The organism is Pseudomonas auratipiscis (assembly GCF_036324085.1).
Taxonomy (GTDB): domain Bacteria; phylum Pseudomonadota; class Gammaproteobacteria; order Pseudomonadales; family Pseudomonadaceae; genus Aquipseudomonas; species Aquipseudomonas auratipiscis.
The window spans coordinates 451,562-473,720 of the sequence record NZ_JAZDCU010000001.1; the positions used below are offsets into that span (position 1 = coordinate 451,562).

At 57.2% G+C, this 22,159-nt stretch carries 20 protein-coding genes; 16 read left to right on the forward strand and 4 right to left on the reverse strand.

Annotation, left to right across the window (positions count from 1 at the left end; genetic code table 11):
- The first annotated feature begins 4 nt into the window (after positions 1-4).
- Genes V0R60_RS01935 through V0R60_RS01945 form a run of 3 tightly spaced genes read left to right on the forward strand, consistent with a single transcriptional unit; the run spans position 5 to position 2,265 of the window.
- Positions 5-745 carry an SDR family NAD(P)-dependent oxidoreductase gene (locus tag V0R60_RS01935; protein WP_330078521.1) on the forward strand — a complete coding sequence of 247 codons (741 nt, stop codon included), beginning with the start codon at positions 5-7 and terminating at the stop codon, positions 743-745.
- Between the two features lie 51 nt (positions 746-796).
- Positions 797-1,756 (forward strand): PDR/VanB family oxidoreductase, encoded by a 960-nt coding sequence (locus V0R60_RS01940; RefSeq protein ID WP_136476090.1) that lies wholly within the window; start codon positions 797-799, stop codon positions 1,754-1,756.
- Between the two features lie 11 nt (positions 1,757-1,767).
- Positions 1,768-2,265, forward strand: coding sequence for a flavin reductase (locus V0R60_RS01945; protein ID WP_136476089.1), 498 nt, complete (start codon positions 1,768-1,770; stop codon positions 2,263-2,265).
- Between the two features lie 95 nt (positions 2,266-2,360).
- Here V0R60_RS01945 and V0R60_RS01950 read toward each other — a convergent pair whose 3' ends face one another.
- On the reverse strand, positions 2,361-2,837 hold the full coding sequence (locus V0R60_RS01950; protein WP_330078520.1) for a MarR family winged helix-turn-helix transcriptional regulator: 477 nt from the start codon (positions 2,835-2,837) through the stop codon (positions 2,361-2,363).
- A 232-nt stretch (positions 2,838-3,069) separates the two neighbouring features.
- Here V0R60_RS01950 and V0R60_RS01955 point away from each other — a divergent pair, with 232 nt between their 5' ends.
- The 6 genes from V0R60_RS01955 (at position 3,070) to V0R60_RS01980 (ending at position 10,415) form a co-directional block, all read left to right on the forward strand.
- Positions 3,070-4,194 (forward strand): amidase, encoded by a 1,125-nt coding sequence (locus tag V0R60_RS01955; protein ID WP_330078519.1) that lies wholly within the window; start codon positions 3,070-3,072, stop codon positions 4,192-4,194.
- On the forward strand, positions 4,191-4,715 hold the full coding sequence (locus V0R60_RS01960) for a nuclear transport factor 2 family protein (protein ID WP_330078518.1): 525 nt from the start codon (positions 4,191-4,193) through the stop codon (positions 4,713-4,715). Before V0R60_RS01955 ends, V0R60_RS01960 begins: the two co-directional genes overlap by 4 nt.
- A gap of 14 nt (positions 4,716-4,729) precedes the next feature.
- Positions 4,730-6,217: an aldehyde dehydrogenase family protein gene (locus tag V0R60_RS01965; protein WP_330078517.1), complete on the forward strand. Its 1,488-nt coding sequence runs from the start codon at positions 4,730-4,732 to the stop codon at positions 6,215-6,217.
- Between the two features lie 279 nt (positions 6,218-6,496).
- A complete protein-coding gene (locus V0R60_RS01970; RefSeq protein ID WP_136476084.1) occupies positions 6,497-7,945 on the forward strand; it encodes an APC family permease in 1,449 nt (482 codons plus the stop codon).
- A gap of 132 nt (positions 7,946-8,077) precedes the next feature.
- Complete coding sequence (locus V0R60_RS01975) at positions 8,078-9,394, forward strand: alginate export family protein (protein WP_330078516.1); 1,317 nt, start codon at positions 8,078-8,080, stop codon at positions 9,392-9,394.
- A gap of 85 nt (positions 9,395-9,479) precedes the next feature.
- Positions 9,480-10,415 (forward strand): helix-turn-helix domain-containing protein, encoded by a 936-nt coding sequence (locus V0R60_RS01980; RefSeq protein WP_330078515.1) that lies wholly within the window; start codon positions 9,480-9,482, stop codon positions 10,413-10,415.
- A gap of 34 nt (positions 10,416-10,449) precedes the next feature.
- Here V0R60_RS01980 and V0R60_RS01985 read toward each other — a convergent pair whose 3' ends face one another.
- Positions 10,450-11,328, reverse strand: coding sequence for an AraC family transcriptional regulator (locus V0R60_RS01985; protein WP_330078514.1), 879 nt, complete (start codon positions 11,326-11,328; stop codon positions 10,450-10,452).
- Between the two features lie 216 nt (positions 11,329-11,544).
- Here V0R60_RS01985 and V0R60_RS01990 point away from each other — a divergent pair, with 216 nt between their 5' ends.
- The 3 genes from V0R60_RS01990 (at position 11,545) to V0R60_RS02000 (ending at position 14,497) form a co-directional block, all read left to right on the forward strand.
- Positions 11,545-12,684 (forward strand): tyramine oxidase subunit B, encoded by a 1,140-nt coding sequence (locus V0R60_RS01990; protein ID WP_330078513.1) that lies wholly within the window; start codon positions 11,545-11,547, stop codon positions 12,682-12,684.
- Between the two features lie 32 nt (positions 12,685-12,716).
- Positions 12,717-13,139: a RidA family protein gene (locus tag V0R60_RS01995; RefSeq protein WP_136476080.1), complete on the forward strand. Its 423-nt coding sequence runs from the start codon at positions 12,717-12,719 to the stop codon at positions 13,137-13,139.
- 62 nt (positions 13,140-13,201) lie between these two features.
- The gene (locus V0R60_RS02000; protein ID WP_330078512.1) at positions 13,202-14,497 is read left to right on the forward strand and encodes an NAD(P)/FAD-dependent oxidoreductase; all 1,296 of its coding nucleotides are present in this window, start codon (positions 13,202-13,204) and stop codon (positions 14,495-14,497) included.
- Positions 14,498-14,744: 247 nt separating this feature from the next.
- Here V0R60_RS02000 and V0R60_RS02005 read toward each other — a convergent pair whose 3' ends face one another.
- A complete protein-coding gene (locus V0R60_RS02005; RefSeq protein WP_330078511.1) occupies positions 14,745-16,208 on the reverse strand; it encodes a serine hydrolase domain-containing protein in 1,464 nt (487 codons plus the stop codon).
- Positions 16,209-16,219: 11 nt separating this feature from the next.
- On the opposite strand from V0R60_RS02005, the gene V0R60_RS02010 reads away from it, so the two are divergent.
- A complete protein-coding gene (locus V0R60_RS02010; RefSeq protein ID WP_330078510.1) occupies positions 16,220-17,131 on the forward strand; it encodes a LysR substrate-binding domain-containing protein in 912 nt (303 codons plus the stop codon).
- 113 nt (positions 17,132-17,244) lie between these two features.
- Here V0R60_RS02010 and V0R60_RS02015 read toward each other — a convergent pair whose 3' ends face one another.
- Positions 17,245-18,030, reverse strand: coding sequence for an NAD(P)H-dependent flavin oxidoreductase (locus V0R60_RS02015; RefSeq protein ID WP_136476077.1), 786 nt, complete (start codon positions 18,028-18,030; stop codon positions 17,245-17,247).
- A gap of 315 nt (positions 18,031-18,345) precedes the next feature.
- Here V0R60_RS02015 and V0R60_RS02020 point away from each other — a divergent pair, with 315 nt between their 5' ends.
- From V0R60_RS02020 to V0R60_RS02030, 3 genes are all read left to right on the forward strand, one after another.
- Entirely contained in the window at positions 18,346-19,503 is a 1,158-nt protein-coding gene (locus V0R60_RS02020; protein WP_136476076.1) for an HlyD family secretion protein, read from the forward strand.
- A 4-nt stretch (positions 19,504-19,507) separates the two neighbouring features.
- Complete coding sequence (locus tag V0R60_RS02025) at positions 19,508-21,028, forward strand: MFS transporter (protein ID WP_330078509.1); 1,521 nt, start codon at positions 19,508-19,510, stop codon at positions 21,026-21,028.
- A 250-nt stretch (positions 21,029-21,278) separates the two neighbouring features.
- On the forward strand, positions 21,279-22,154 hold the full coding sequence (locus tag V0R60_RS02030; RefSeq protein ID WP_330078508.1) for a universal stress protein: 876 nt from the start codon (positions 21,279-21,281) through the stop codon (positions 22,152-22,154).
- Positions 22,155-22,159: the final 5 nt, after the last annotated feature.

Consider the following 22,159-nt stretch of genomic DNA (forward strand, 5'->3'; position numbering starts at 1 on the left):
CCCCATGAGCCACGTTGCATTGGTGACCGGCGCAGGGCAGGGCCTGGGTCAAACGTTCTGCGCAAGGCTGCTGCAAGCGGGTTATCAGGTGGTGGTCACTGACCGCAGCCTTGAGGCCGCGCACGCCAGCGCCAAACTGCTCGACCCGAGCGGTGAACGCACGCTGGCGGTGCGGTTGGATGTCGGCATCAAGGCTGATTTTGAGCATGCGTTGAGTCAGGTGCTGGCGCGCTTTGGCGCCCTGCACGCTGTGATCAACAACGCCGCCGTGACCAAGACCACGCCGCTGATGCAGATCAGCCCCGAGGAGTTCGATGCCGTGGTGGGCTTGAACCTGCGCAGCATCTTCCTTGCCTGCCAGGTGCTCGGTGCGTACCTGGCCGAGGTTGGCTACGGGCGAATTATCAACATGGCCTCGCTCGCCGGGCAGAACGGCGGCACCGCCACCGGGGCGCACTATGCGGCAAGCAAGGGGGCAATCGTGACCCTGACCAAAATCTTTGCCAAAGAGTTCGCCAGCCGTGGCGTCACCGTCAACGCCATTGCCCCGGGACCGATTGAGTCCCCGGCAGTGCGCGCGGCGGTACCCGCCGAGAAGCTTGACGGCTTGTTGGCCAATATTCCGGTGCGGCGCCTTGGCGATGCGGATTTTCTCGGTGACTTGATCGTTCAGTTGGCGCGCCCTGAAGCCTACTTTACAACCGGGGCGACCTGGGATGTGAACGGCGGCCTGTTCATGCGCTGAGCCAATACCGGGCCACCTCGGTGGCCCTTTCGAATACATGGAGCATTAGCCATGAATGAAGCACTTTTGGATGTAGTGGTGAGCAAGCGCGAGCTGCAAGGGGACGGCGTGGTGGTCCTCGACCTGACCCGTGCCGACGGCGCGCTGTTGCCTGCCTTCGAAGCCGGCGCCCATGTCGACATCCATGTCGCCCCTGGCCTGGTTCGCCAGTACTCGCTTTGCAGCAACCCGCAAGACGTCAGCAGCTACCGTTTGGGCGTTTTGAAAGATCCCGCCTCACGCGGCGGTTCGCAGGGTGTACATGAGACCCTGCTGGAAGGACGCGAAGTGCAGATCAGTACGCCGCGCAACTTGTTCCCACTGGTCGAAGATGCCCAGCGCACCCTTCTACTCGGTGGCGGTATCGGCATCACGCCGATGATCGCCATGGCCTACGCCCTGCATCAGCGTGGTGAGCATTTCGAGCTGCACTACTGTGGCCGTGCCCGTAGCAGCAGTGCGTTCTTGCATGAGCTGCAAAACGCGCCGTTCGCCGAGCGTGTGTTTACTCACTTCGACGATGAAGGCGCTGAGCAAAAGCTCGACCTGGTAAGTGTGCTAGGCCAGGGCGCAGCCGGGGTGCACATGTACACCTGCGGACCATCGGGTTTCATGGACTGGGTGATGAGCGGTGCCCGCCAACAGGGCTACACCGAAGACCACATCCACAAGGAATACTTCCAGGTCGAAGTAGACACCAGCGGCGCCCGCTTCGAAGTGGTTGCCGCCCGCAGCGGTAAAACCGTTGAAGTGGCAGAGGGACAATCGATTCTTGATGCATTGGCCCAGGTCGGCATCAAGATCGAGATCTCGTGCGAGCAAGGCGTGTGCGGTACCTGTCTGTGCGACGTGCTGGAAGGTGAACCGGATCACCGTGACGTGTACCTGACCGACGAAGAAAAGGCCGGCAATGACCAGATTCTGGTGTGTTGCTCACGTGCCAAGTCAAAAAAACTCGTGTTGGACATTTGAGGAGAACACTCATGGTTGATCTAACCAGCTTTCGCAATGCAATGGCACTGCTCGGTGGCGCTGTCTCGGTAATTACCACCGACGGTCATGCCGGACGTTTTGGCTTCACCGCATCCGCCGTGTGCAGCGTCACCGACTCGCCGCCCACCTTGCTGGTGTGTATGAACCGCGCCTCACAGTCAAATGCGCAGTTCCAGGCCAACGCCGTGGTCTGTGTGAACGTGCTGTCGGGGGCGCATCAAGCGCAGTCCGGGGCGTTCGCCAATAAAGCAATGTCCATGGATGAGCGCTTTGCCACGACCAGCTGGACAACCCTTGAAAGCGGTGCACCGGTGATGCTCGACGCACTGGTGAACTTTGACTGCCGGATTGCCCAAGTGCATGAAGTAGGCTCGCACAGCATCTTCTATTGCGAGGTTGAAGCGATTCGCCACGGCGGTTCAGACGAGGGACTGGTGTACTTCAACCGCGCCTACCACCGCCTCGGTGAAGCCTCAAAGGCCTGCTGACAGAGACTAGGTTACCTCTTTGCCCAGCTGCTCCCTGGGCATTTTTCTTCTTCACTGCAGTCTGTAGGCGCCCCGATGGATGAAGAACCTTGGGCTCAGAAGCTTTCCAGGTTGTGGAACACGGTCTCAAGGGTCTTGTTCAGGCGTTCGACCTGGCTTTCGCTCAGGCCGGCAAAGCTGCGTTTGAACAGCTCGCTGGTAGCGCCTTGCATGCGCTCGATCATCGCCAGGCCTTGCGGGGTAATGCACACCTGGGTGACGCGGCCGTCTTCAGGGCTTTGCGCGGTATCGACCAGGCCGTCGTCCTTCATGCGGTAGACGATCTTGGTGATGGTCGACAGCTTGGCAATGGCGTGGGTCGATATCTCGGAAATGCTCGATTGGCCGTTCTGATTGAGGATCCACAACACGCGCCATCTGGCGACGTCGAGGTCGACCTTCTTGAGCAGACGTTCCATGTTTTGGGTGTACTGACCGTGTACGCGCGCTAGCCAATAAAACGGGAAATCCTCTTTGCGAAAACCTTCGCTGGAGGGGTCGTAGCGGCTGTGGCGCTTTTTCGTCGGGCTCATAAATGACTGGCTTCGATGAGTGAGGGCTAATAATAGACTTTTCCCGTAATAAGCACACCCTGTTGTTGCCTGCGACCTAAGCGCGCATGCCGCTGCGCTGAGGGCTTGCGTGATTTTCAAGCAAAATAAACTGAATTTTATACGTGAATATTCAGTTGACTATTCACGTATAAATAAGCAATTTTAGCCGCTACTGACGCGCGTGCGTCCTCCCGCAGACGAGGTCTTTGCAATGACAATCGTGGTTGAGTCTTTGAACATGGGTGGCGCTGGCCCCAGCGTGATGGTGAAGGACACCATCGACATTGCAGGCTCGCCCACCCGCGCGTCGAGCCGCGCGCTGGAACAGGCCACACCCGCTGTGAAGCATGCCGATGTGGTGCAGCGTCTGCTGGACGCCGGTTGCCGCATTACCGGCAAAACCAACCTGCACGAGTTGGCCTTTGGTACTACAGGGATCAACCATTACACTGGCACCGCGATCAATCCGCGTTTCCCAGAGCTGATCCCTGGTGGCTCGTCCAGTGGTTCGGCGGCGGCAGTGGCAGCGGGGCTGGCGGATTTCAGCTTGGGCACCGATACCGGAGGTTCGGTGCGCGTTCCGGCCTGTTGCTGCGGTGTGTTCGGCTTCAAGCCAAGCTTTGGCCGGGTCAGTCGCCAGGGCGTCATACCGGCTGCGACAACACTCGATTGTGTTGGTCCTTTCGCCGCCTCGTTGCCGATGCTGATCACGGCGATGGCAATCATTGACCCCAGCTTCAGCCCTGCCACTGCACCTGCCAGCCTGAACATCGGCGTGTTGCAAGTACCGGCGAGCAAAGCGGTGAGCGCAGTGGTTCAGGCCGCCTTGAGCGCCAGTGGCCAACATACTGAGACGGTTGAATGCGCAGACTTTGAAGCGGCCTACAGCGCCGGCATGGTCATTATCAACCGTGAAACCCACGTCGCCTGCGGCCATCTGCTTGCCGCTGGCAAAGTCGGTGCAGACATCGCCGGTCGTCTGCAAGCTGCCGGTACCATGACCGATGCAGCCATTGCCGATGCCGAGCAGGTGCGCGACCGCTTTACCGCGCAAGTCGATGCGGCACTACAGCAATTCGATGTACTGGTGTTGCCAACCATGCCGGACTTCCCGCTGCGAGTTGAAGATGCCGCCGACACTCGCGCGGTGTTGGGCATGACCTCGCTGGTGCGCCCGTTCAATTTGTCCGGCCACCCAGCCGTTACCTTGCCACTGGCCAGCCCCGAAGGTTTGCCGGTCGGTCTGCAACTGATCGGGGCAAAAGGGGATGACGAGGCCTTGTTGGCGGCCGCTACGCTGTTGCTGCAGCGCATCTGCGCCGGGGCACAGCGATGAGCGATGTCCTGGCATTGGAACAACGTCTGCACGTTTTCGAGTCGCAACAGGCCGTGCGTGCCTGCATGAATCGTTACATGGTGCTGTGTGACGCCCTGGACGCCAACACACCGCTCGACGAACTGGCGGGGCTGTTTACCCGCGCGGCGATCTGGGAAGGCAAGGGCGTCAAGTATGCAAAAAGCTTTGGCGGCTACCGTGGGCGCCAGGCAATCCGCGACATGTTCGCCACCTACATGAAACCGCCGGCGCACTTCGCTCTGAATGTGCATTTTCTTACCAGTGAACTGATTGACGTTGACGGTGACCAGGCCAATGGCAGCTGGGTGATGTTGCAAACCAGCACTTTCACAAGCCAAACCTCGCACCTCAATGCGGCCCGGCTGAGTGTGCGCTTCGCACGCGAAGACGGCCAATGGCGCATGGCGCATTTTCAAACCGAAAACTTGTTCGGCCGTCCTGTAAGTGCGTGGAACAGCGAGGCGCCTTTGCCGGTGCCAGCGGCTAATACCCAACAATAACAAGGTGAATTCTGATGAGCGAAGTAGCGCTTCTTGATAGCGTGGTGACGTTTTTGGCCAAGCCCCTGGGCAGCTTCATCGACGGTGTGACCACCGTGGACGAGCAGGCCGCTGTCACCGAAGTTATCAACCCGACCACCGAGCAGTCGATTGCTCGGGTTTCTGATGCGACCCCAGCGCAAGTCGATGCGGCCGTTGCGGCAGCATCGCGGGCGTTCAAGGGCAGTTGGGCGCAGACCTCGCCTTATCAACGTGGCGTGTTGCTGAACAAGCTGGCGGATGCGATTGAGCTGCATGGAGAAGAACTGGCGCAGCTTGAAGCCTTGAACTCGGGCAAGTCGATCAACGTCGCCCGAGGCTTGGAAGTGGCGCAATCGGCGGTGTTTCTGCGTTACTTCGCTGGCTGGACCACCAAAATCACCGGTGAAAGCATCATCCCGTCATTGCCTTCGATGAACGGTGAGCAGTACACCGCGTTCACCCGTCGCGAGCCGTTGGGCGTAGTCGCCGGTATCGTGCCGTGGAATTTCCCGCTGATGATCGCCGTGTGGAAACTCGGCTCGGCGTTGGCTACCGGTTGCACCATTGTCCTAAAGCCCAGCGAATTCTCACCACTGAGCCTTTTGCGCCTTGTCGAATTGACCAAAGATGTCGGCATCCCCGATGGCGCCGTCAACGTGGTAACCGGTGCTGGCCGGATTGGCCAACAGCTGACCGAGCATGGCGACGTGCGCAAGGTGTCATTCACCGGCTCCGTGCCGACCGGCATCGCCGTGGGCGCTGCAGCGATGACGGCCAAGCTGACCCGCGTTACCCTGGAGCTGGGCGGCAAAAACCCGGCGGCGCTGTTGGCCGACGTCAACCTTGATGAAGTCGTGCCGGGGCTGTTGATGACCGCCTTTACCCACCAGGGCCAGATTTGTGCCTCGCCCGAGCGCATCTACGTGCATCGCTCGCGCATTGACGAGCTGTCGGCAAAACTGGGCGCGGCCCTGGCGTCGTTGAAAATCGGCTCGCCACTGGATGAAAGCGTGCAGTTCGGCCCGCTGGCCAACAAAGCCCACTACGACAAAATCGTCAGCTACTTCGAGCGCCTGGGCGACGGCCAGGAAATTATCACCGGCGGGCGAACCGTGGGCGGCACGGGCTACTTTGTCGAGCCGACCTTGTTGCGCGCCTGTAACCCGAAAGACCTGTTCCTCACCGAAGAAACCTTCGGCCCCATCGTCTGCCTGTTGCCGTTCGACAGCGACGAAGAGCTAATCGAGTTGCTCAACGACACGCCCTATGGTCTGGGCGCCAGTATCTGGACCAACGATTTGTCCAAGGCCCTGCGCATGATCCCGCGCATCGAGTCGGGCATGGTGTGGGTCAATATGCATACCTTCCTCGACCCGGCGGTACCGTTCGGCGGCAGTAAATCGTCGGGTGTGGGGCGTGAATTTGGCAGCGCATTCATCGATGCGTTTACCGAATTGAAGTCGGTGATGATCCGGTACTGATTGAGATTGAAAGACAAGCGGGTAGGGCGCCAGATCACAGTGGTTCTCAACACCGACACAGTGCGCACCGCTTGGTCGATTACCTTCCGTCGATTGTTGTTCGAACCCCTGTTGTAAGGCTAAATGCGGCCAATTTGGGATAGCCGCCACGCGGCGCGCAGCCTAGCATCGACCTTAACCTGAAGGCCCAAAACAATTATTCGCCGCCCGCTCTGTGTGCAAGAGCGACGCGGCTTTCAACCCCCGCAAAGACTGCCTCATAAAATAAGGTATAAAAACATGAGCGAATCCCTGCGCGATAGTTCCTCGAAGGAACTGCGGCGTGGCAGCCTAGGTGTTGCCATGATCATCTTCTTTGTGTTGTCAGCGGCAAGCCCGCTCAGCGTATTGGCCGGCGGTTTCCCCATCGGCATCATGCTTGGCAATGGCGCGGGTACGCCTGCTTTACTGATCCTTACTCTGCTTGTGTTGTTGTGCTTCGCGGCGGGCTACACCCGTATGGCCAGCCACATCACCCACGCTGGAGGCTTCTACGCGTTGATCTCCCGTGGCTTGGGTGGCATGGCGGGCGGCGCGGCAGGGGTGTTGGCCATGGTTGCCTACAACATTCTGCAAGCGGGCATGTACGGCTTGTTCGGCGCCATCGTCGCCGGGAGCCTGGCAGAAGTGTTCGGCATCCAGGTGCCATGGTGGTTGTGTTCGGCCACAGCGCTGGGCCTGATTGCCTGCCTTGGCTACCGCAACATTGACCTGTCGGCTCGCGTGCTGTCGATCACCGTGATCGCCGAATACATTGCAATGATCATTCTCGATGTGGCGATTCTGAGCAGCGGCGGCGCCCATGGCGTTAACCTCGACTCCTTCACCCCGACCCATGTCACCAGCGGCAACCCGTCCATTGGCCTGTTGTTCTGCTTCGCAGCCTTCATCGGCTTTGAGGCGACAACGCTGTATAGTGAAGAAGCCAAGAATGCCAAGCGCACTATCCCGCTTGCTACCTACCTATCGGTCCTGTTGATTGGCGGTTTCTACACCCTGTCGCTGTGGGCCATGGTGGTGGGCGCAGGCGCTAATGACATCGTGTCAGCGCTGCAGTCCCTGCAAGATCCGACCACGTTCCTGTACTCGCTGTCTGATCACTATGTAGGCCCTGCCTTGACGGGCACCATCCGCATCCTCTTCGTGGCCAGTATGTTTGCCGGGCTGTTGGCCTTCCACAACGCCGCTGCACGCTATTTCTTCGCCATTGGCCGCGATGGTTTGCTGCCGGAGAAACTCGGTACTACCCACAGAAAACACCAAAGCCCGCACCTGGGGTCCGGCCTGCAGTCGCTGATCGCGGCCAGCATCCTGGCGGTGTTTGCCCTGGCAGGTGCAGACCCGGTGCTGCAACTGTTCTCCTGGTTCTCCAACGTCGCCACCCTGTGCCTGATCCTGTTGATGGTGCTGACCTCGCTTGCGGTCATCGGCTTCTTCAAGGCCAACCCGCAGCTGGCCGACAGCAGGCTCAAGTGCTTCATTTTGCCAGCGCTCTCGGGTGTGGCGCTGCTGGCGGTGCTGATCACCGCGATCATCCACTTCGATGTGCTGACCGGGGCGAGCACCACCATGTCGCTGGCACTGTGCACCGTGGTGCCGATTGCCGCACTGGCGGGCATCCTCTTGGCTGCACGCTTGCGCAGCACGGCGCCCTTGAGGTTCAGCGGCCTGGGCAACAACGCCGCCTGACCTGGCCACACGCATCGGCCCATCACCGTGGCCGATGCGCTCAAAAAGCCCTCGCGCAACGCAGATTGCGCAGGGCGCCTCGCTTGACTGCCAACCAACAAAAGCAAAAATCTGTAGTTAAGGAATTCGACCATGTCTTCGCGCTTCGCTTTGTGCGGCATCGCCGCAAGTATTGCTGTGTCCGCTGTTTGTCAAAATGCTCAGGCCATCCCGCTGATCGACACCCCGGACACCCACGTCAGCTTCGAAGGTCTGGCAGCCTACGGCCTGTTCAATAGCCGTAAAAACTATGATGGAACCGAGGGCGGTTCGCACTGGCAAGAAGGCTTCATCAAATACGGCGTCAAGGCAGATACCGCACTGGGCACTGCGGGCACCGCCTATGGCGCCTTTGGTCTGGTGTCTTCCGGCACCTGGGGCGATGGCGACGCCGGAGGTTTCACCGATGGCAGCGAGCGCACCACCAAGATCGAAGATGCATCGCTCGGCTGGCGTTCGGGAGATGTGTTCTCGGCGCTGGGCAAAGATGGCGTCGATCTGTCTTTCGGGCGCCAGATCTTCAAGGCCGGCCAAGGCTTCTTGATCAACGATGATGGCCCGAACCTGGGCAAGGGCCTAGCAGACGGCCAATTAAACCGGGGTGGTGCGTACTACTTGGGTGCGCGTCACTCCTTTGATCGCACCGCAGTGGTTCGTTTGGGCGGCAGCGAAGGCCTGCACGGCAGCGCCGCCTGGCTCAAATCGGACAACCGTGCACAAGCCGAAACCGAGCTTGCAGTCGGTACCCTGGAATACACCCAGGACATCGGCACGCTTGGCCTGACCTACATCCACGGCCTGGACGTGGTCGATCAGTGGGCCAGTGAGTTCCAGCAGCGCCGCGACGGCATGGATGTCTACAGCATCCGTGGCGATGGCAACGCCGGGATTGAAAACGCCAACTTCGCCTTCGAATACGCAGTTGAAGACGCCAAGGGCGACAAAGAAACCGGCTGGTACGCCGAAGCAGGCTACCGCTTTGCCGATGTGTTCTGGACCCCAAGCCTGACTGCGCGCTACACCCGTTACTCGCAGAACTGGGACCCACTGTTCACCGGCTACAGCACCGGCTACGGCACCTGGTTCCAGGGTGAAGTGGCGGCCAACTATGCCGGCCCGTTCAACAGCAATACCGAAATCAAGCACCTGGCTCTCAAGGTCAACCCGATCGAAACCCTGACCCTGGGTGTGCTGTATTTCAACTTCAACACCATTGGTGGTCGCGACCAGCTGAACCAGGATGCTGACGAACTCGATCTGTACGCCGAATGGGTGGTTTCGCCAAACCTGATCATCACCCCTCTGGTGGGTCTGTATCAGCCAGATCGTGCGCTGGGCACCGGCGGCAACCAGTCCAACGGCAACGGTACCAACGTCTACAGCCAACTGACCGTCGCGGTGCCGTTCTAAATATAGATGGGCGGCAGCGCTGGGTCATCTGTGTTGGCCTGCAGCTTGCTTACATTCTGTTACAGGTCAATAACAGGTGTTACCGATGGCGATGTTTGCCCAAATGAAAAGCTTTGACGATGTCCATTTGCACGCTGGTGCGATCGTGGGTTGGCAACAAACCTACGATCAATTGAGCACGGGACCGGTGCAAACGGTGCTCAAGCACGTGACCGGAGAGCGCTTTCAGATATTTCAGGAGTCGTTGAATAAGCGTGTAGTCCAGCGCGGCTTGGCGCCGCCGGGCCGACTGTGCCTGGCGATGCCCATGTGTTCCGGGGAGCCGGCCGTGTTTCAGGGCAAAAGCCTGGGAACCGAAAGTGTCACGCTTCTTCACAGTGGTCAGGAGTTTTTCGTGCAGGCGGCCGATGGGATGGACCTGTTGGCGATCACCGTGGAAGCCTCTCGTCTGGAAAACCTGGCTGCCAGAGAATTTTCAGACAGTGAAATGCGCCGTCTGGCGCGGGTTTCGCGTTTGGAATTGCGCAAGCAAGTGCTGCAAACCGTGCGTAAGCGACTTGAGGATGTGGTCACCGCTGCACTGCAAAACGATGCGCTGCCGGAAAACTTGCTGGAAGATCTAACCCTGGAGTGCATGCTCGATTTGCTCGACCACCGGGTTGAATGCGAAGAAGGGCGTGCGGGCAATCATGTGGTTAGCGCCTATCTGGTCAAGCAAAGTCAGGAAATGGCCTTGGCCTATAACGATGAGCCTATTTCAGTGTTGGAGTTGTGCGAACGACTGAACGTCAGTCGGCGCACGCTACAACGCAGTTTTCAAAGTGTGACCGGCTTGCGTCCGGTTGAGTACTTGCGCTCGGTAAGGCTCAACGCGGCGCGTCGGCGACTGCGCATGACCTGCGCCAATGAGGTGACCGTAGCAAGGATTGCCAGTGATTTCGGCTTCACCCATTTGGGGCATTTTTCCGGGTATTACAAAATGCTGTTTGGCGAGCACCCATCTGACACACCCCGTCATTGATTTTCGCCACTGATGTTAAACGCTGCGGGGAATTCTAGTGGCTGCAATCGAACCCAGTGGGAGCTGATCTTGCCGGCGACGAATGACGGGACTGCATGATCCGTTGGTTATACGCCCCTTGCGTGATGCGCTGTTGATAGACATGGGGCGTAGTACTGACCAGCTTTTTGAAATCACGCAAAAAATGCGATTGATCGGTAAATCCAAGCTCCATCGCCAGTTCCGAAAATGAAAGGTCTTCTTCACTGTTGATGGCGTTCAGCGCCGCTTGGCAGCGAATGATTCGGCAGAACGCTTTGGGCGTCATCCCGGTGTCCTGGCTGAATTGGCGATGAATGGTGCGGGTGGTGTAGCCGCTCAATTCTTCCAGTTGCTGAATACGGATATCACCCTTGTGTTGCAACACCGTGCGAATGACCGAGGCGGTCAATACGGATGTCTTGCACAACGCATCGGGTACCAAAAACCGGTTGAAGGCGTCGATTTGTTCGCTGAGCAACGCAGTGTTTATCACTTCGTCGAAAAAGCCCTGCGCCCGCGGGGTCACGTCCAGCAGGTTCAACTCCTGTTCTGTCAGTTCTTGCGCCAGCGCATTGATAAACCCAGGGATGACCCCTGGGGTAAAACGCACGCCGAAATAATGATGGTTTTCCAGCAGTTCCACCTGCCTGGCTTCCAACGGCGTGCCACACACGCGGGCAGTGGGGCGGGTACTGTCGCAATCGACGACTATATCCACGCAGCCATCGGGCACGGCAAACATTAGATTGCTCGACTGCGCAATATCCAATGAATAGAAATGAGAAATAGCCGGATGAACGGACGCTATTGCCGAATAGTGAGAGGAATTCAATACGAACCACGGCTGCTCAAAGGTATTTAAAGCAACTGTTTGGCTATGCGCTTTTTTCATACAGTGGACCTACCACAAACGATCTTATTGTTATGCAATGGCCGTACCATAAAAATATGACAGGCCGTTCGCTCATGTCCGAAATATACAATACCCAGATAATGGGCTCCGTATACTTAACCCCTATGTTGAAGGAGCAACCAGGTTGGAAAACCTGAGGGGAGGGCGTGTCCGTGCGCTTTCTCGGAATTGTATCATTTCAGTCTGAGAAAAATTATGTCTAATAATACAAATATTGATTTTATCTACCTTTCTGAGCAAGACATGATCCGCGCCGGTGTAACCGATATGGCCGGCTGTGTCGATACAATGGAAGAGATGTTTGGTTTGCTATACGAAGGCGACTATCGTATGGCCGGACCTAATAATGACTCGCACGGCGCAATGGTCACTTTCCCTGAAAGCTCGCCATTTCCGAAGATGCCAAAACCGACCGCTGATCGTCGTTTGATGGCCATGCCTGCCTATTTAGGCGGTAATTTTTGCACCGCAGGCGTCAAGTGGTACGGCTCAAACATCGCTAACCGCGAAAAAGGCCTGCCCCGCTCGATTCTGATGTTCACTCTTAATGATCCGGACACCGGTGCGCCGCTTGCGCATATGTCGGCAAACTTGCTTTCGGCCTACCGTACCGGGGCAATTCCGGGGGTTGGCGCTCGCCATTTGGCCCGTAAAGACTCCAAGGTAGTCGGCCTGTTGGGCCCAGGCGTCATGGGTAAAACCACCCTGGCAGCCTTTATTGCCGTGTGCCCACTGATTGATACCATCAAGATTAAAGGACGTGGAGAAAAAAGCCTTAACGACTTTATTTCGTGGGTTGAAGAAACGTACCCACAAATCGTTAACATCCATGTTGTGCAAACCCTGGAAGAAGTAGTGCGGGACTCTGATCTGGTCACTTACTGCAGTTCTGGTGCAACGGGCGACCCGTTGGCTTATCCAGAAGTCAAACGCGAATGGGTCAAGCCAGGTGCCTTCATGGCCATGCCTGCAAGTTGCCGTCTGGATGAAGGAATGGAACTACCGGATATCCGCAAAGTGCTCGATAACACCGGTCTTTATCACGCCTGGTTCGAAGAATTGCCAAAACCTGCGCATAACTGTGTGCCTGTTATTGGCGTGCGCTTCATGGATATGTTGGCGGAAGGAAAGTTGACCGCTGACGAACTTGAAGACATCGGTAAGATTATTGTCGGCGAAGCGCCAGGCCGTAAAAATGATGAAGAGATTATCATTATGTCGGTAGGCGGTATGCCGGTTGAAGACGTTGCCTGGGGCACAGTTGTGTACCGCAATGCCATCGCAAAAGGTATTGGCGTCAAGTTGAATTTGTGGGAAACCCCAGTACTTAGCTAATACAGTTTTAGTGAATTGAAGAGGTATGACGCATGACCGAAATCATCAAGGTTAAAACCGGCTCCAAGTACGAAGAAATGGGCAGTTATTCGCGCCTGGTCGCAGTCGATAACTGGATCTACGTGTCTAACACCGCAGGTCGACACCCCGAAACCAAGCTGATCTCCGAAGACGTGGTTGAACAGACTCGTCAGGTGTTCAACAACATCGAAGCGGCGCTCAAGGCTGTGGATTCCAGCCTCGCCGACGTGATCTGCTCGCGTGTGTTTATTCAAGATCCTGCAGACGTGGCGACGGTCATGACCCTGATAGGCGAAAAGTTCAAGGGAATCAACCCGGCCAGCACCGTGACGTGCCCACCGTTGGGTTCCACGGTTTACAAAGTCGAGTTGGAAGTTACTGCCTACCGCAATGCATCACGTGCCAATGTAGTGGAAATCAATCTAGCGAAATAGCAGATGGATACGAGTGCTCTCCCGCATACCTGGTCTTAAACAGCGTTAGTCGAGTCTTTGTCATGGCACCTACTATTGCCTCAGTGCACACTTCAAGCGAGTTTCCTTCGTCCACGTCAGTTGTGATTATCGGCGGTGGCATCATTGGTTTGACCGCTGCATTAGCACTGGCTGAGCGCAACATTCCAGTGGTTGTCCTGGAAAAAGGCCGTCTGGCGGGAGAGCAATCTTCGCGCAACTTAGGCTGGGTGCGTAAAACCAGCCGCCACGCCGAAGATATTCCTTTGGCGCAGGCCTCGGATCGTTTGTGGGCGCAAATGCCGGAGCGGGTCGGTGCCGATGTTGGTTACCGCCAGGCGGGCATCATGTTCGTTGGCCGCAACGAAACTCAAATGGCCATGCATGAAGGCTGGTTGAAGTCGGTTAGTGCGCTGGAGCTTGACTCGCACTTGCTCAGCAAGCGCGAAATCGAAACCCTGGTACCAGGCGGCAAAGGCAACTGGGCGGGCGGCATTTACACGCCTTCCGACGGCCGTGCCGAGCCAACATTGGCCTCCAGTGCAATTGCCAAAGCGGCAATGGCTAAAGGGGCCCTGATTTTTGAACAGTGTGCCGTGCGCACGCTGGTGACTGCCGCTGGCAAGGTCAGCGGTGTGGTAACCGAGAAAGGCGAGATCAGCTGTGACCAAGTGTTGCTCGCAGGCGGTGCCTGGTCGCGCCGCTTTTTAGGTAACCACGGGGTTGAGCTACCGACCTTGCCGTTGGTGTGCTCGGTGCTGCGCACCAAGCCGATGGAGGGGCCAACCGATATCGCCGTCGGTGCGCCAGACTTCTCGTTCCGCAAGCACAAAGACGGTGGCTTCATCATTACCCAGCGCGGCAAGCTCGATGCTTTCCTGACCCTGGATCACTTGTTGCTGGGCACACGTTACTTGCCGGCGTTTCGTGCCCAGCGCGATTATCTGGAGATCTCGTGCGGAAAGCCATTCTTCAAGGACCTTGCCCTGGCACGGCGCTGGAAGGCGGCGAACGTTTCACCGTTCGAGCGCGTCAGGGTGCAGGACCCTAGAGCCAATATGTCGCTGAACAATGATGCGATGAACAACCTCAAAGCCGCTTGGCCGATCTTTGAACACGCGCAGATCGAGCAAGCCTGGGCGGGCACTATCGACGTTACCCCGGACTCGATCCCCGTGATCGGGCCGGTCGCCAAGATCCCAGGGCTGACATTAGCCACCGGTTTTTCGGGCCACGGCTTCGGCACCTCGCCAGCAGCGGGGCAACTGGCGGCGGATATCGTCTCAGGCAATCAGCCAATCATCGATCCGGCGCCGTATCGGTTTGAACGCTTCGTATGATCGGCCCAGGCCGAGCAAAAACGTCTGATTCAATAACGCGCCATGAACACGGAGTACATGGTGCGTTGAGAGAGCGGATACCAGACACGGATTTGTCGAATCAGCGCCTTATGAGCTTCATGAACATTTCTAACATAGCACCTCGTTTAACATAATATACATTATGCGTAGCAACCCATAGCAGCACGCGGGCAGTGACAGGACAGATTTCAATCCTGGCGCCACCCATTTTCCGCTTCCTACCTCATCACTGCTTTGAGTCCAACGCTTCACTCACAGCATTCACAAACAGCGCCTGCTCGTCGTATAGCGAACTCGGTGTTTCTGCATGCTTCCACGTCGACCATTGCACCATGACCAATTTCTCCGCTGGATTGATCGCGATGGTCTGGCCATAAATCCCCAATGCCCAAAACGTTTGTTCGCTGGTGGCGGTTTTCTTTGGCTCGGCATTGGCATCAGGTGCCGGTGCGGAGTACCACCATTGGTATCCGTACTGACCCTTGGGCGCTGATGGTGTTACCGAACCCTTGGCAGTCGTCCAGTGCGTCGAACGTGCAATCCAGTCTGCAGGCAAAATCTTCTCACCTGACGGTAACTGGCCGCCGCTGAGCACGAACTGGCCAAAGCGGCCCCAGTCACGCAGCGCTGCGTTGAAACCGTGGCCACCCATGTCGACTTTGTCCTTGACCAACGCATGCCAGACGCCATCTTGCTGCATGCCATAACGGCTCCATACGCGGCTTTCAAGGTATTTGGCGATAGTCATGCCTGTAGCGTTTTCCAGTACACGGCCCACCAGCCAGGCGCCGCCGGTGTTGTAGGACCAGATTTCGCCCGGCTGTACCCCTGATTTGCGTTTCACTGATTTGACCAGGTTGAATACGCAATCGTATGGTGCAGGCTTGGCTTCACACTGAGTCATATGGGAGAAATCGGAGTCAGGTGACGCGTAGTTTTCATCCCAGACCACGCCTGAGGTGTGCTGTAGCAGTTGGTGCAACGTCACATCTTGCCAAGCTGTTCCTTTAAGTTCAGGGATATAAAGGGTGATTTTGTCGTTTACCGACTTGATTTTGCCTTCCTTTATCGCCACACCCACCAACACGCTGACCACCGATTTAGCAACTGAACGCGAGGTCCACAGGGTGTTTTCGGTATTGCCCTTACCGTAATACTCGTAGGCGACCTTTCCATCCTTGAGAATCAATAGCCCGGTGACGTTCTGGTTAGTGATGTAGTTATCGATGTTGTAGGTAGTGCCATCCATTGCGTAGCTAATGGCTGGTAATGGGGTGTTGGACGCTGATAAAAGCGAAGGTTTGGCGCCTTGATTGCTGAATACATCGCCTTCGTACAAGCGGTAAGTGTTGCGAAAACCCACTACCCGTGTGGGTTGATCCCAGGTCAGCATGTTGTGCGGGTCGGGTAGCGTTTTGTCGAAAGGTTGTGGGCAAACTTTCAGTCCCGGAACGCCGCAATGTGCGGTTTGTCCGTCAGCCAGGCTGAGACCACTGTGTGTTAATCCCAATGCAGCGATGCTCAGTGCCAATACCGATACAGCGTGGGTGGATTGCCTTTTTATTGTTCTTGGTAACATCAGTACTTCCTCGACTATCAATGTTATTCCGCCATTCACGTTCGAGCTTATCAACTTGCCGGAACGGGAAAAGAACAATAAAGTCCGGCTAGATATTAAAAAAACTAACAACAGTGATCGTCATGCCCAGCGACCGGCTTCCCCCACTCAATGCGATTCGTGCCTTCGAGGCAGCCGCCCGGCTGGGCAGTTATGTCTCCGCGTCTCGAGCCCTGCACGTCACTCAGCCAGCCATTGGCCGGCATGTGAAAAACCTTGAGGACTGGCTGGGAGTGCAACTGCTCGAGCGCACGCCACGCGGCGTCACTCTCACTGCAGCCGGGCTTGAGTTCCATCAGGCTGCGTCCCAAGCGTTGAAACTTCTCGCCGATGCTGGCTCGCGAGTCGCACGCCGGCAGCAAGAGCGCTGGCTACGTATTCTGTGTGTGCCAGCGTTTGCTTCGCGATGGCTGACTCCGCATATCGATGCATTGCGCCGCTTACGTCCCGGCCTGAAGCTTGCCATCGAGCCCAATGCATCATTCACTTCGGTAGACGCTCGCCAGGCAGACTTGGGCATCGGCTATGGCTTGCCGGGAGAGCACGTCGGAGTGTTTCTGACCATGATCAAGCCGCAGGTTTTCCCGGTCTGTTCGCCGGCGTACCTGGCAACGTTGTCGGGCAAATCACCGCACGTACAGGACTTGCCGAGCTGTAACCTGATTCACGTCGACGATGGTACTTGGTGGAACAGCTGGTTTGCGGCGCAGCAGTTACCGCTAAAGGTCAGTTCAAATGCCTCACACATGAGCAACGATATTGCATTGAATTTAGCCTCGCGCGGTCATGGAATTGCCTTGGCAACCGAAGTATTGGTCAAGGATGAGTTGGCAGACGGCGCCTTGGTACGTATTACCGAGGCAGCAATCGCACTCGAAACCTATCAAGTGCTCACGCCACCACAGCCGCTTTCGGAAGATGCTGAATGGTTTATTGAGTGGTTGAATGAGGCCTTGCGTGAGGAATTTCCACACGCTGCCATTGAACATAACTGAGGCTGAACGTACGCTACTGCCCTGCTCCGTTCTAGGCGTGGAACATAACTCAACTAAATGACTATTTAGTTGAGTTATGTTTAATTCGCAAACAAATGCAGGTACTCGCACGTTTACACAATTCCACCCTCTCCCAGCCCCACCTGCGCCGCCACCGACCCCTTGCGCGCACGGTACGCCATCGCCATTTCCATCGATCGATTGAAGCGGCCATCACACTCTCCGCCCTCCAGCGCCATGCACACCTTCGCTTCATCCACCAGTTGCGCCAGCCGCCCCGCGTAATGCTCTCGCGCCTGGAAGTTGTCGATGGCGTATCCGGTCAACTGGCACAGCACCCCTTGCGCGCCACGGCCCAATGCTGCGACCACTGCGTTGCCGGTCCGTATTCCGCCTGCGGCGATGACCGGAGCGTTATTCAACAGGGCCAGTTCATAAGCGAGGTTGGGACTGCTTCGATCTGCTTGGGCAATAAGCGCATCGGCACCCGCCTCCATCGCATGTATGGCTTGTCTGGATTGCTTGACCTGCTGCAGTACCTGCACGCCTGCGCGTTTGAACTGCTCGATCACACTGCTCTGCACAGTTGGCGCGAGTATCACGATGGGTACCTGCAACGTTAGGCACGCCTGGATCTGTTCGTTATGTAGCGATCGTGCGGTACACGTGCAGTCGAGGATCGCCGCAAATGGACGTTGGCTGAGGGCTTGGTAGGCAAGAACCTGCTGCTGTAGCTGAGCGCTCGTTACCCTCGCCGTCTGTATGCAGCCCAAACCACCGGCATTGCCGATGGCAGCTGCAAACTCGGCTTGGTCGACCTGCGGCCCTGCCAGGCAAATGAGCGGGTAGCGGCAACCGAGGGATTTTGCCAGCGGGGTTTGCAGCGAGGGGTAAGACATGACCAACTCCTTTTCGCAGTCAATGCGATGCAGAGGGCATGGTAGGCCGATGCCGGAAATAGATTAAATGCAAATTATTGAACTCTCTTATCAATATGAGTGAAGTCACACTGATATCAAAAAAAGTGCAGGCAATGCGCATTAATTTGAATTGGTGAAGGTGCTGCAGCTGGTCGCAAAATGGCCGGAGATTCAGTCGCTTACCGCACTACATGCGTTCCTGTGTCGTGATTTGGACTCGCCTCCCCGTGGTTGAAATCCCCGCTGCGAAGTTGCCCCGCCCTCTTCTTTCCTTGCTAATTGCCGAGTGCATTTATGCCCAAGCTTTCCCTGTCGCTCAACAGACACGACCTATCCATTTTCGTTGCCGCCCTTGTGCTGCTGATCGCTGCGTTATCGTGGATCGTATTGGACTCCGACGTTGTAAGTACCGAGGATGCCTATGTGCAGGGTAACGTGGTACAGGTAACCAGTCAGGTAGGCGGTACGGTGATCGGTATCGAAGCTGATACCACCGACCATGTCGAATCTGGCCGGGTGTTGGTACGCCTTAATCCCGTGGATGCCCAGATCCGCTACAAGCGTGCTGAAGCTGCATTGGCGCGTGCCACCCGCCAGGCCCGAACTCAGTACCTGCAGGTGCAGCAACTCGATGCGGAGCTTGATCAGCGCCGCAATGACCTGGCCAAGGCCCGCGCTGACCTCGCCCGGCGTCAACAGCTGGTAGCCATTGGCGCCGTTTCAAAGGAAGAGATCCGTCATGCCGAGGTCATCGCCCAGAACGCTCGGTCTGCCCTGGTTGTTTCTCAGCAGGTACTGGCCCAGCGCCGTGCTCTGGTCGATGGTACCCACTTGGAAAGCCACCCCGAAGTGCTCGCGGCAGCTGCCGACTTGCGCGACGCCTATATCGCCCTGTTGCGCACGACCATAGCCGCGCCGGTCGCGGGCACAGTAACCCAGCGCGGGGTGCAGGCAGGCCAGCACATCAGCCCGGGTTTGGCCTTGATGTCGGTGGTTCCACTGGATTCATTGTGGGTCAACGCCAACTTCAAGGAGTCGCAGCTTGAACACCTGCGCATTGGCCAGCCGGTAATACTGACGTCAGAAGTCTACGGCACCAATGTTGAATATCACGGCAGCGTTGCCGGCCTCGATGCTGGTACCGGCAGTGCTTTCTCGCTGCTGCCTGCACAGAATGCGACAGGGAATTGGATCAAGGTCACCCAGCGCGTACCGGTGCGCATTACCCTGCAAGGCGCCGAACTGCTGCGGCAGCCGCTACGCATTGGCATGACCATGCACGCCAAGGTCGATACCCGCGATCACCGGGGTACGCAAGTGAGCAGCGCAATTGCCTTGGACGACTCTTATCAGACCCATGTCTTTGACCAAGAAATGCGTGAGGCCGATCGCCGCGTCGCGCAGGTCATTCATGCCAACACCACCACTCAGGCCGCTTTGGCGGGCCGGTAATGTTATGAGCCATCGGTACGCCTTGTTAGCGATCATCTTTTTGCTCAACCTTGTCGAGTTTCTGCAGATCGGTATGGTGTCATTCGCTGCTGCGCCGATTCGTGGCGAAATCGATGCCAGTCCCGAGGAGTACAGCTTCATTGCTGCGCTGTATGCGTGCGTTGCCGTGGTCATGATTGCCAAGAAGCACTGGTTCATCGAACGCATGGGGCTGCGCCATTATGTTCACGCTTCGATTGTGGTGCACATCGCGGGCTGCCTGATGTGTGCGGCAAGTCATGACCTTGGGATGTTCACCGCGGGGCGGGTGATCATGGCCCTGGGCGGCGCAGCATTCATGACTACTGCTAGAGTGCTGGTTCACCAGTTGCCCGCTGGATCGGTGCGCTTTGGTGGGGTCAAGGCGTTCTTCGCAGGGCTCGCCGTAGGCACTGGATTGGCGCCGTTGCTGGCGTCACTGGCGGTCACCGAGGACCATTGGCAAATAATGTTCTGGCTGCTCATTGCGGTCACCGTTACGGTGGCAATATTGGCTTGCCGGTGTTTGCCAGCAGATGCCCATGCCGACGACGCACGCAGCCCTTCCAATCTAGGGCGCATCTTGTTGTTGGCGGTGGCGTCGTTCTTTCTGCTGTATCTACTCCAGCGTTCGTATTACAACTTTTATGACGACCGCGCGATATTCGGGATCTTTTGCGCGTTAGCAGGTTTTGCCGTTTACAGCTATTTTCATGCCGAACACCGCAATGAAAAGCCACTGCTTATGGTGCGGGAGCTGTGGCAGAAGCCTCGGTTTGTGTTCGGTGTGGCGGTGTTCAGCTTCGCCTACGTCGTGCAAGGTGCGAACAACTTCATACTGCCGGCCTTCCTGCAAACCGGCATGGGCTATGCCTGGGAAACTATCGGCAAGCAGCAGTCGTTGGGCCTGGCGATGACGGTAGTAACGTGGGCAGTGATGCTACGCATCATCAATACCCATCCCGGGTCGAAGAAATTTCACATTGCCGGTTTCATCGCCCTGGGCAGCTTCGCGTGGCTATTGTCGCATGTCGCGCCCGACACCGATCTCGTCGGGCACATTCTGCCGGCACTGGCGCTTAACGGCTGTTTCATTATGTTGGTGATTCCCACTACAGCAATCCAGGCCTTCGCCGACGTGGCCCACGACGACAAGTTGTTTGCCCATGCGCAGCAGGTCAAGAACATGCTGCGCGAAATCTTCACGGCCCTGGGCACCTGCCTGGCCACGTTGTTTTCCCAATGGCGAAGCACTGAGCAATATAACCTGCTCAACCTGCGCCTGACCCATGCCGATGCGGCCTTTGGCAGCTATGTCGATACCCTGGCCCGGCATTTTGGCCAAAACCACGAGAGTGCACAGGCCGGGAAAATGGCTCTGATTTATGTCGGCCAACAAGTTAACCAGCAAATCAGTTATCTGGTGGGGATCGAATACTTCACTGCCATTGCGGCGCTGGCGGTGGTCTGTACGGTGTTGATTGCCTGGCAAAACATATTCCGTTGAAGGCCCTTGTACAGTCAGCCACGCGTTAGGCACCGTAAGCGGTGCTTCGAGTTCCCCTGCTCAGGCGCAATTGTGGATATCGGCTTTACTTGTCTGCGACGTCGCTGTCCTATCGTTGACGCAGGTCACGACGTCGAGCGCCAATCGCGCGAGGATGGCTGCAAGCACGAATCGCAGCGAACTCCAGCCAACGCGTCAGCGAAGGCGACTTCGTGGATTCAGGAACGCAGTACTGCATAAGGAGACCGAAATGTCCCAGTTGAGCCATATACTGGTTGCCACCGACCTGTCCGCCTCGGCCCGTCACGCGGCAGAGCGCGCGGCATTATTGAGCAAGGAGTTGGCGGCTTCGCTGGATTTGCTCTATGTTGCCAATCCTGCCCCATTCGAGCGTCTCAAGCAGATTGTTGCGCCTGATGACGACCTGCTGGCCAAGGCCCTTTCCAGTGCCAAAGAAAAAGCCCACGAGCAGGCTGACAGCCTGTTCCAGCGCTACGACGTCAGCGCGGGCAGCCATGTTGTGCCAGGTTCGGTCATCACCGAAATTACCCGTGTGGTGCAGGACAAACGCATCAACCTGCTGGTCTGTGGCGCCAAGGGCCAGAGCGTGGTTCGTCACTTGTTGCTGGGCTCGACTGTCCAGCGCATGCTCAACCGCATGCTTTGCCCGCTACTGGTAGTCAAACAGGCGCCACGTCGCGAGTACCGAACCTTGCTGGTGCCGGTTGATTTCTCGCCGTCGTCCCTACGCGCGATCAAGCTGGCCAAAGCCGTTGCACCGCAGGCCGAAATCATTCTGCTGCACGTGTTCGAAGCACCCTTCGAGGGCAGTATGCGTTTCGCCCATGTAGACCATGACACCCTCACCCACTACCGCAACGTGATCAAGAAGGACGCGATACAGCAGCTTGCTGCTTTGAGCGAAGCGGCTGGGGTGCCCGATGCGCGGCAGGTGGTGGTGCATGGTGACGCTGCCTGGCGAATCGTCGAGCAGGAACAGGAGTTGGACTGCGACCTGATCGTGATAGGCAAGCAAGGTGAAAGTGCACTGGAAGAGCTGTTGGTAGGCAGCATCACCAAGCACGTACTCAGTGAATCCCAAGGCGACGTGCTGGTATCGTTGTAACGCTC

Bases quoted from the DNA above. Each gene is read 5' to 3' on its own strand.
- V0R60_RS02025 (WP_330078509.1), top strand. From the start codon at position 19,508: ATGAGCCATCGGTACGCCTTGTTAGCGATCATCTTTTTGCTCAACCTT.
- V0R60_RS02015 (WP_136476077.1), bottom strand. From the start codon at position 18,030: ATGTCTTACCCCTCGCTGCAAACCCCGCTGGCAAAATCCCTCGGTTGC.
- V0R60_RS02000 (WP_330078512.1), top strand. From the start codon at position 13,202: ATGGCACCTACTATTGCCTCAGTGCACACTTCAAGCGAGTTTCCTTCG.
- V0R60_RS01985 (WP_330078514.1), bottom strand. From the start codon at position 11,328: ATGAAAAAAGCGCATAGCCAAACAGTTGCTTTAAATACCTTTGAGCAG.
- V0R60_RS01990 (WP_330078513.1), top strand. From the start codon at position 11,545: ATGTCTAATAATACAAATATTGATTTTATCTACCTTTCTGAGCAAGAC.
- V0R60_RS01945 (WP_136476089.1), top strand. From the start codon at position 1,768: ATGGTTGATCTAACCAGCTTTCGCAATGCAATGGCACTGCTCGGTGGC.
- V0R60_RS01975 (WP_330078516.1), top strand. From the start codon at position 8,078: ATGTCTTCGCGCTTCGCTTTGTGCGGCATCGCCGCAAGTATTGCTGTG.
- V0R60_RS02010 (WP_330078510.1), top strand. From the start codon at position 16,220: ATGCCCAGCGACCGGCTTCCCCCACTCAATGCGATTCGTGCCTTCGAG.
- V0R60_RS01970 (WP_136476084.1), top strand. From the start codon at position 6,497: ATGAGCGAATCCCTGCGCGATAGTTCCTCGAAGGAACTGCGGCGTGGC.
- V0R60_RS01960 (WP_330078518.1), top strand. From the start codon at position 4,191: ATGAGCGATGTCCTGGCATTGGAACAACGTCTGCACGTTTTCGAGTCG.
- V0R60_RS01950 (WP_330078520.1), bottom strand. From the start codon at position 2,837: ATGAGCCCGACGAAAAAGCGCCACAGCCGCTACGACCCCTCCAGCGAA.
- V0R60_RS01940 (WP_136476090.1), top strand. From the start codon at position 797: ATGAATGAAGCACTTTTGGATGTAGTGGTGAGCAAGCGCGAGCTGCAA.
- V0R60_RS01980 (WP_330078515.1), top strand. From the start codon at position 9,480: ATGGCGATGTTTGCCCAAATGAAAAGCTTTGACGATGTCCATTTGCAC.
- V0R60_RS01955 (WP_330078519.1), top strand. From the start codon at position 3,070: ATGACAATCGTGGTTGAGTCTTTGAACATGGGTGGCGCTGGCCCCAGC.
- V0R60_RS01965 (WP_330078517.1), top strand. From the start codon at position 4,730: ATGAGCGAAGTAGCGCTTCTTGATAGCGTGGTGACGTTTTTGGCCAAG.
- V0R60_RS01995 (WP_136476080.1), top strand. From the start codon at position 12,717: ATGACCGAAATCATCAAGGTTAAAACCGGCTCCAAGTACGAAGAAATG.
- V0R60_RS02030 (WP_330078508.1), top strand. From the start codon at position 21,279: ATGTCCCAGTTGAGCCATATACTGGTTGCCACCGACCTGTCCGCCTCG.
- V0R60_RS01935 (WP_330078521.1), top strand. From the start codon at position 5: ATGAGCCACGTTGCATTGGTGACCGGCGCAGGGCAGGGCCTGGGTCAA.
- V0R60_RS02020 (WP_136476076.1), top strand. From the start codon at position 18,346: ATGCCCAAGCTTTCCCTGTCGCTCAACAGACACGACCTATCCATTTTC.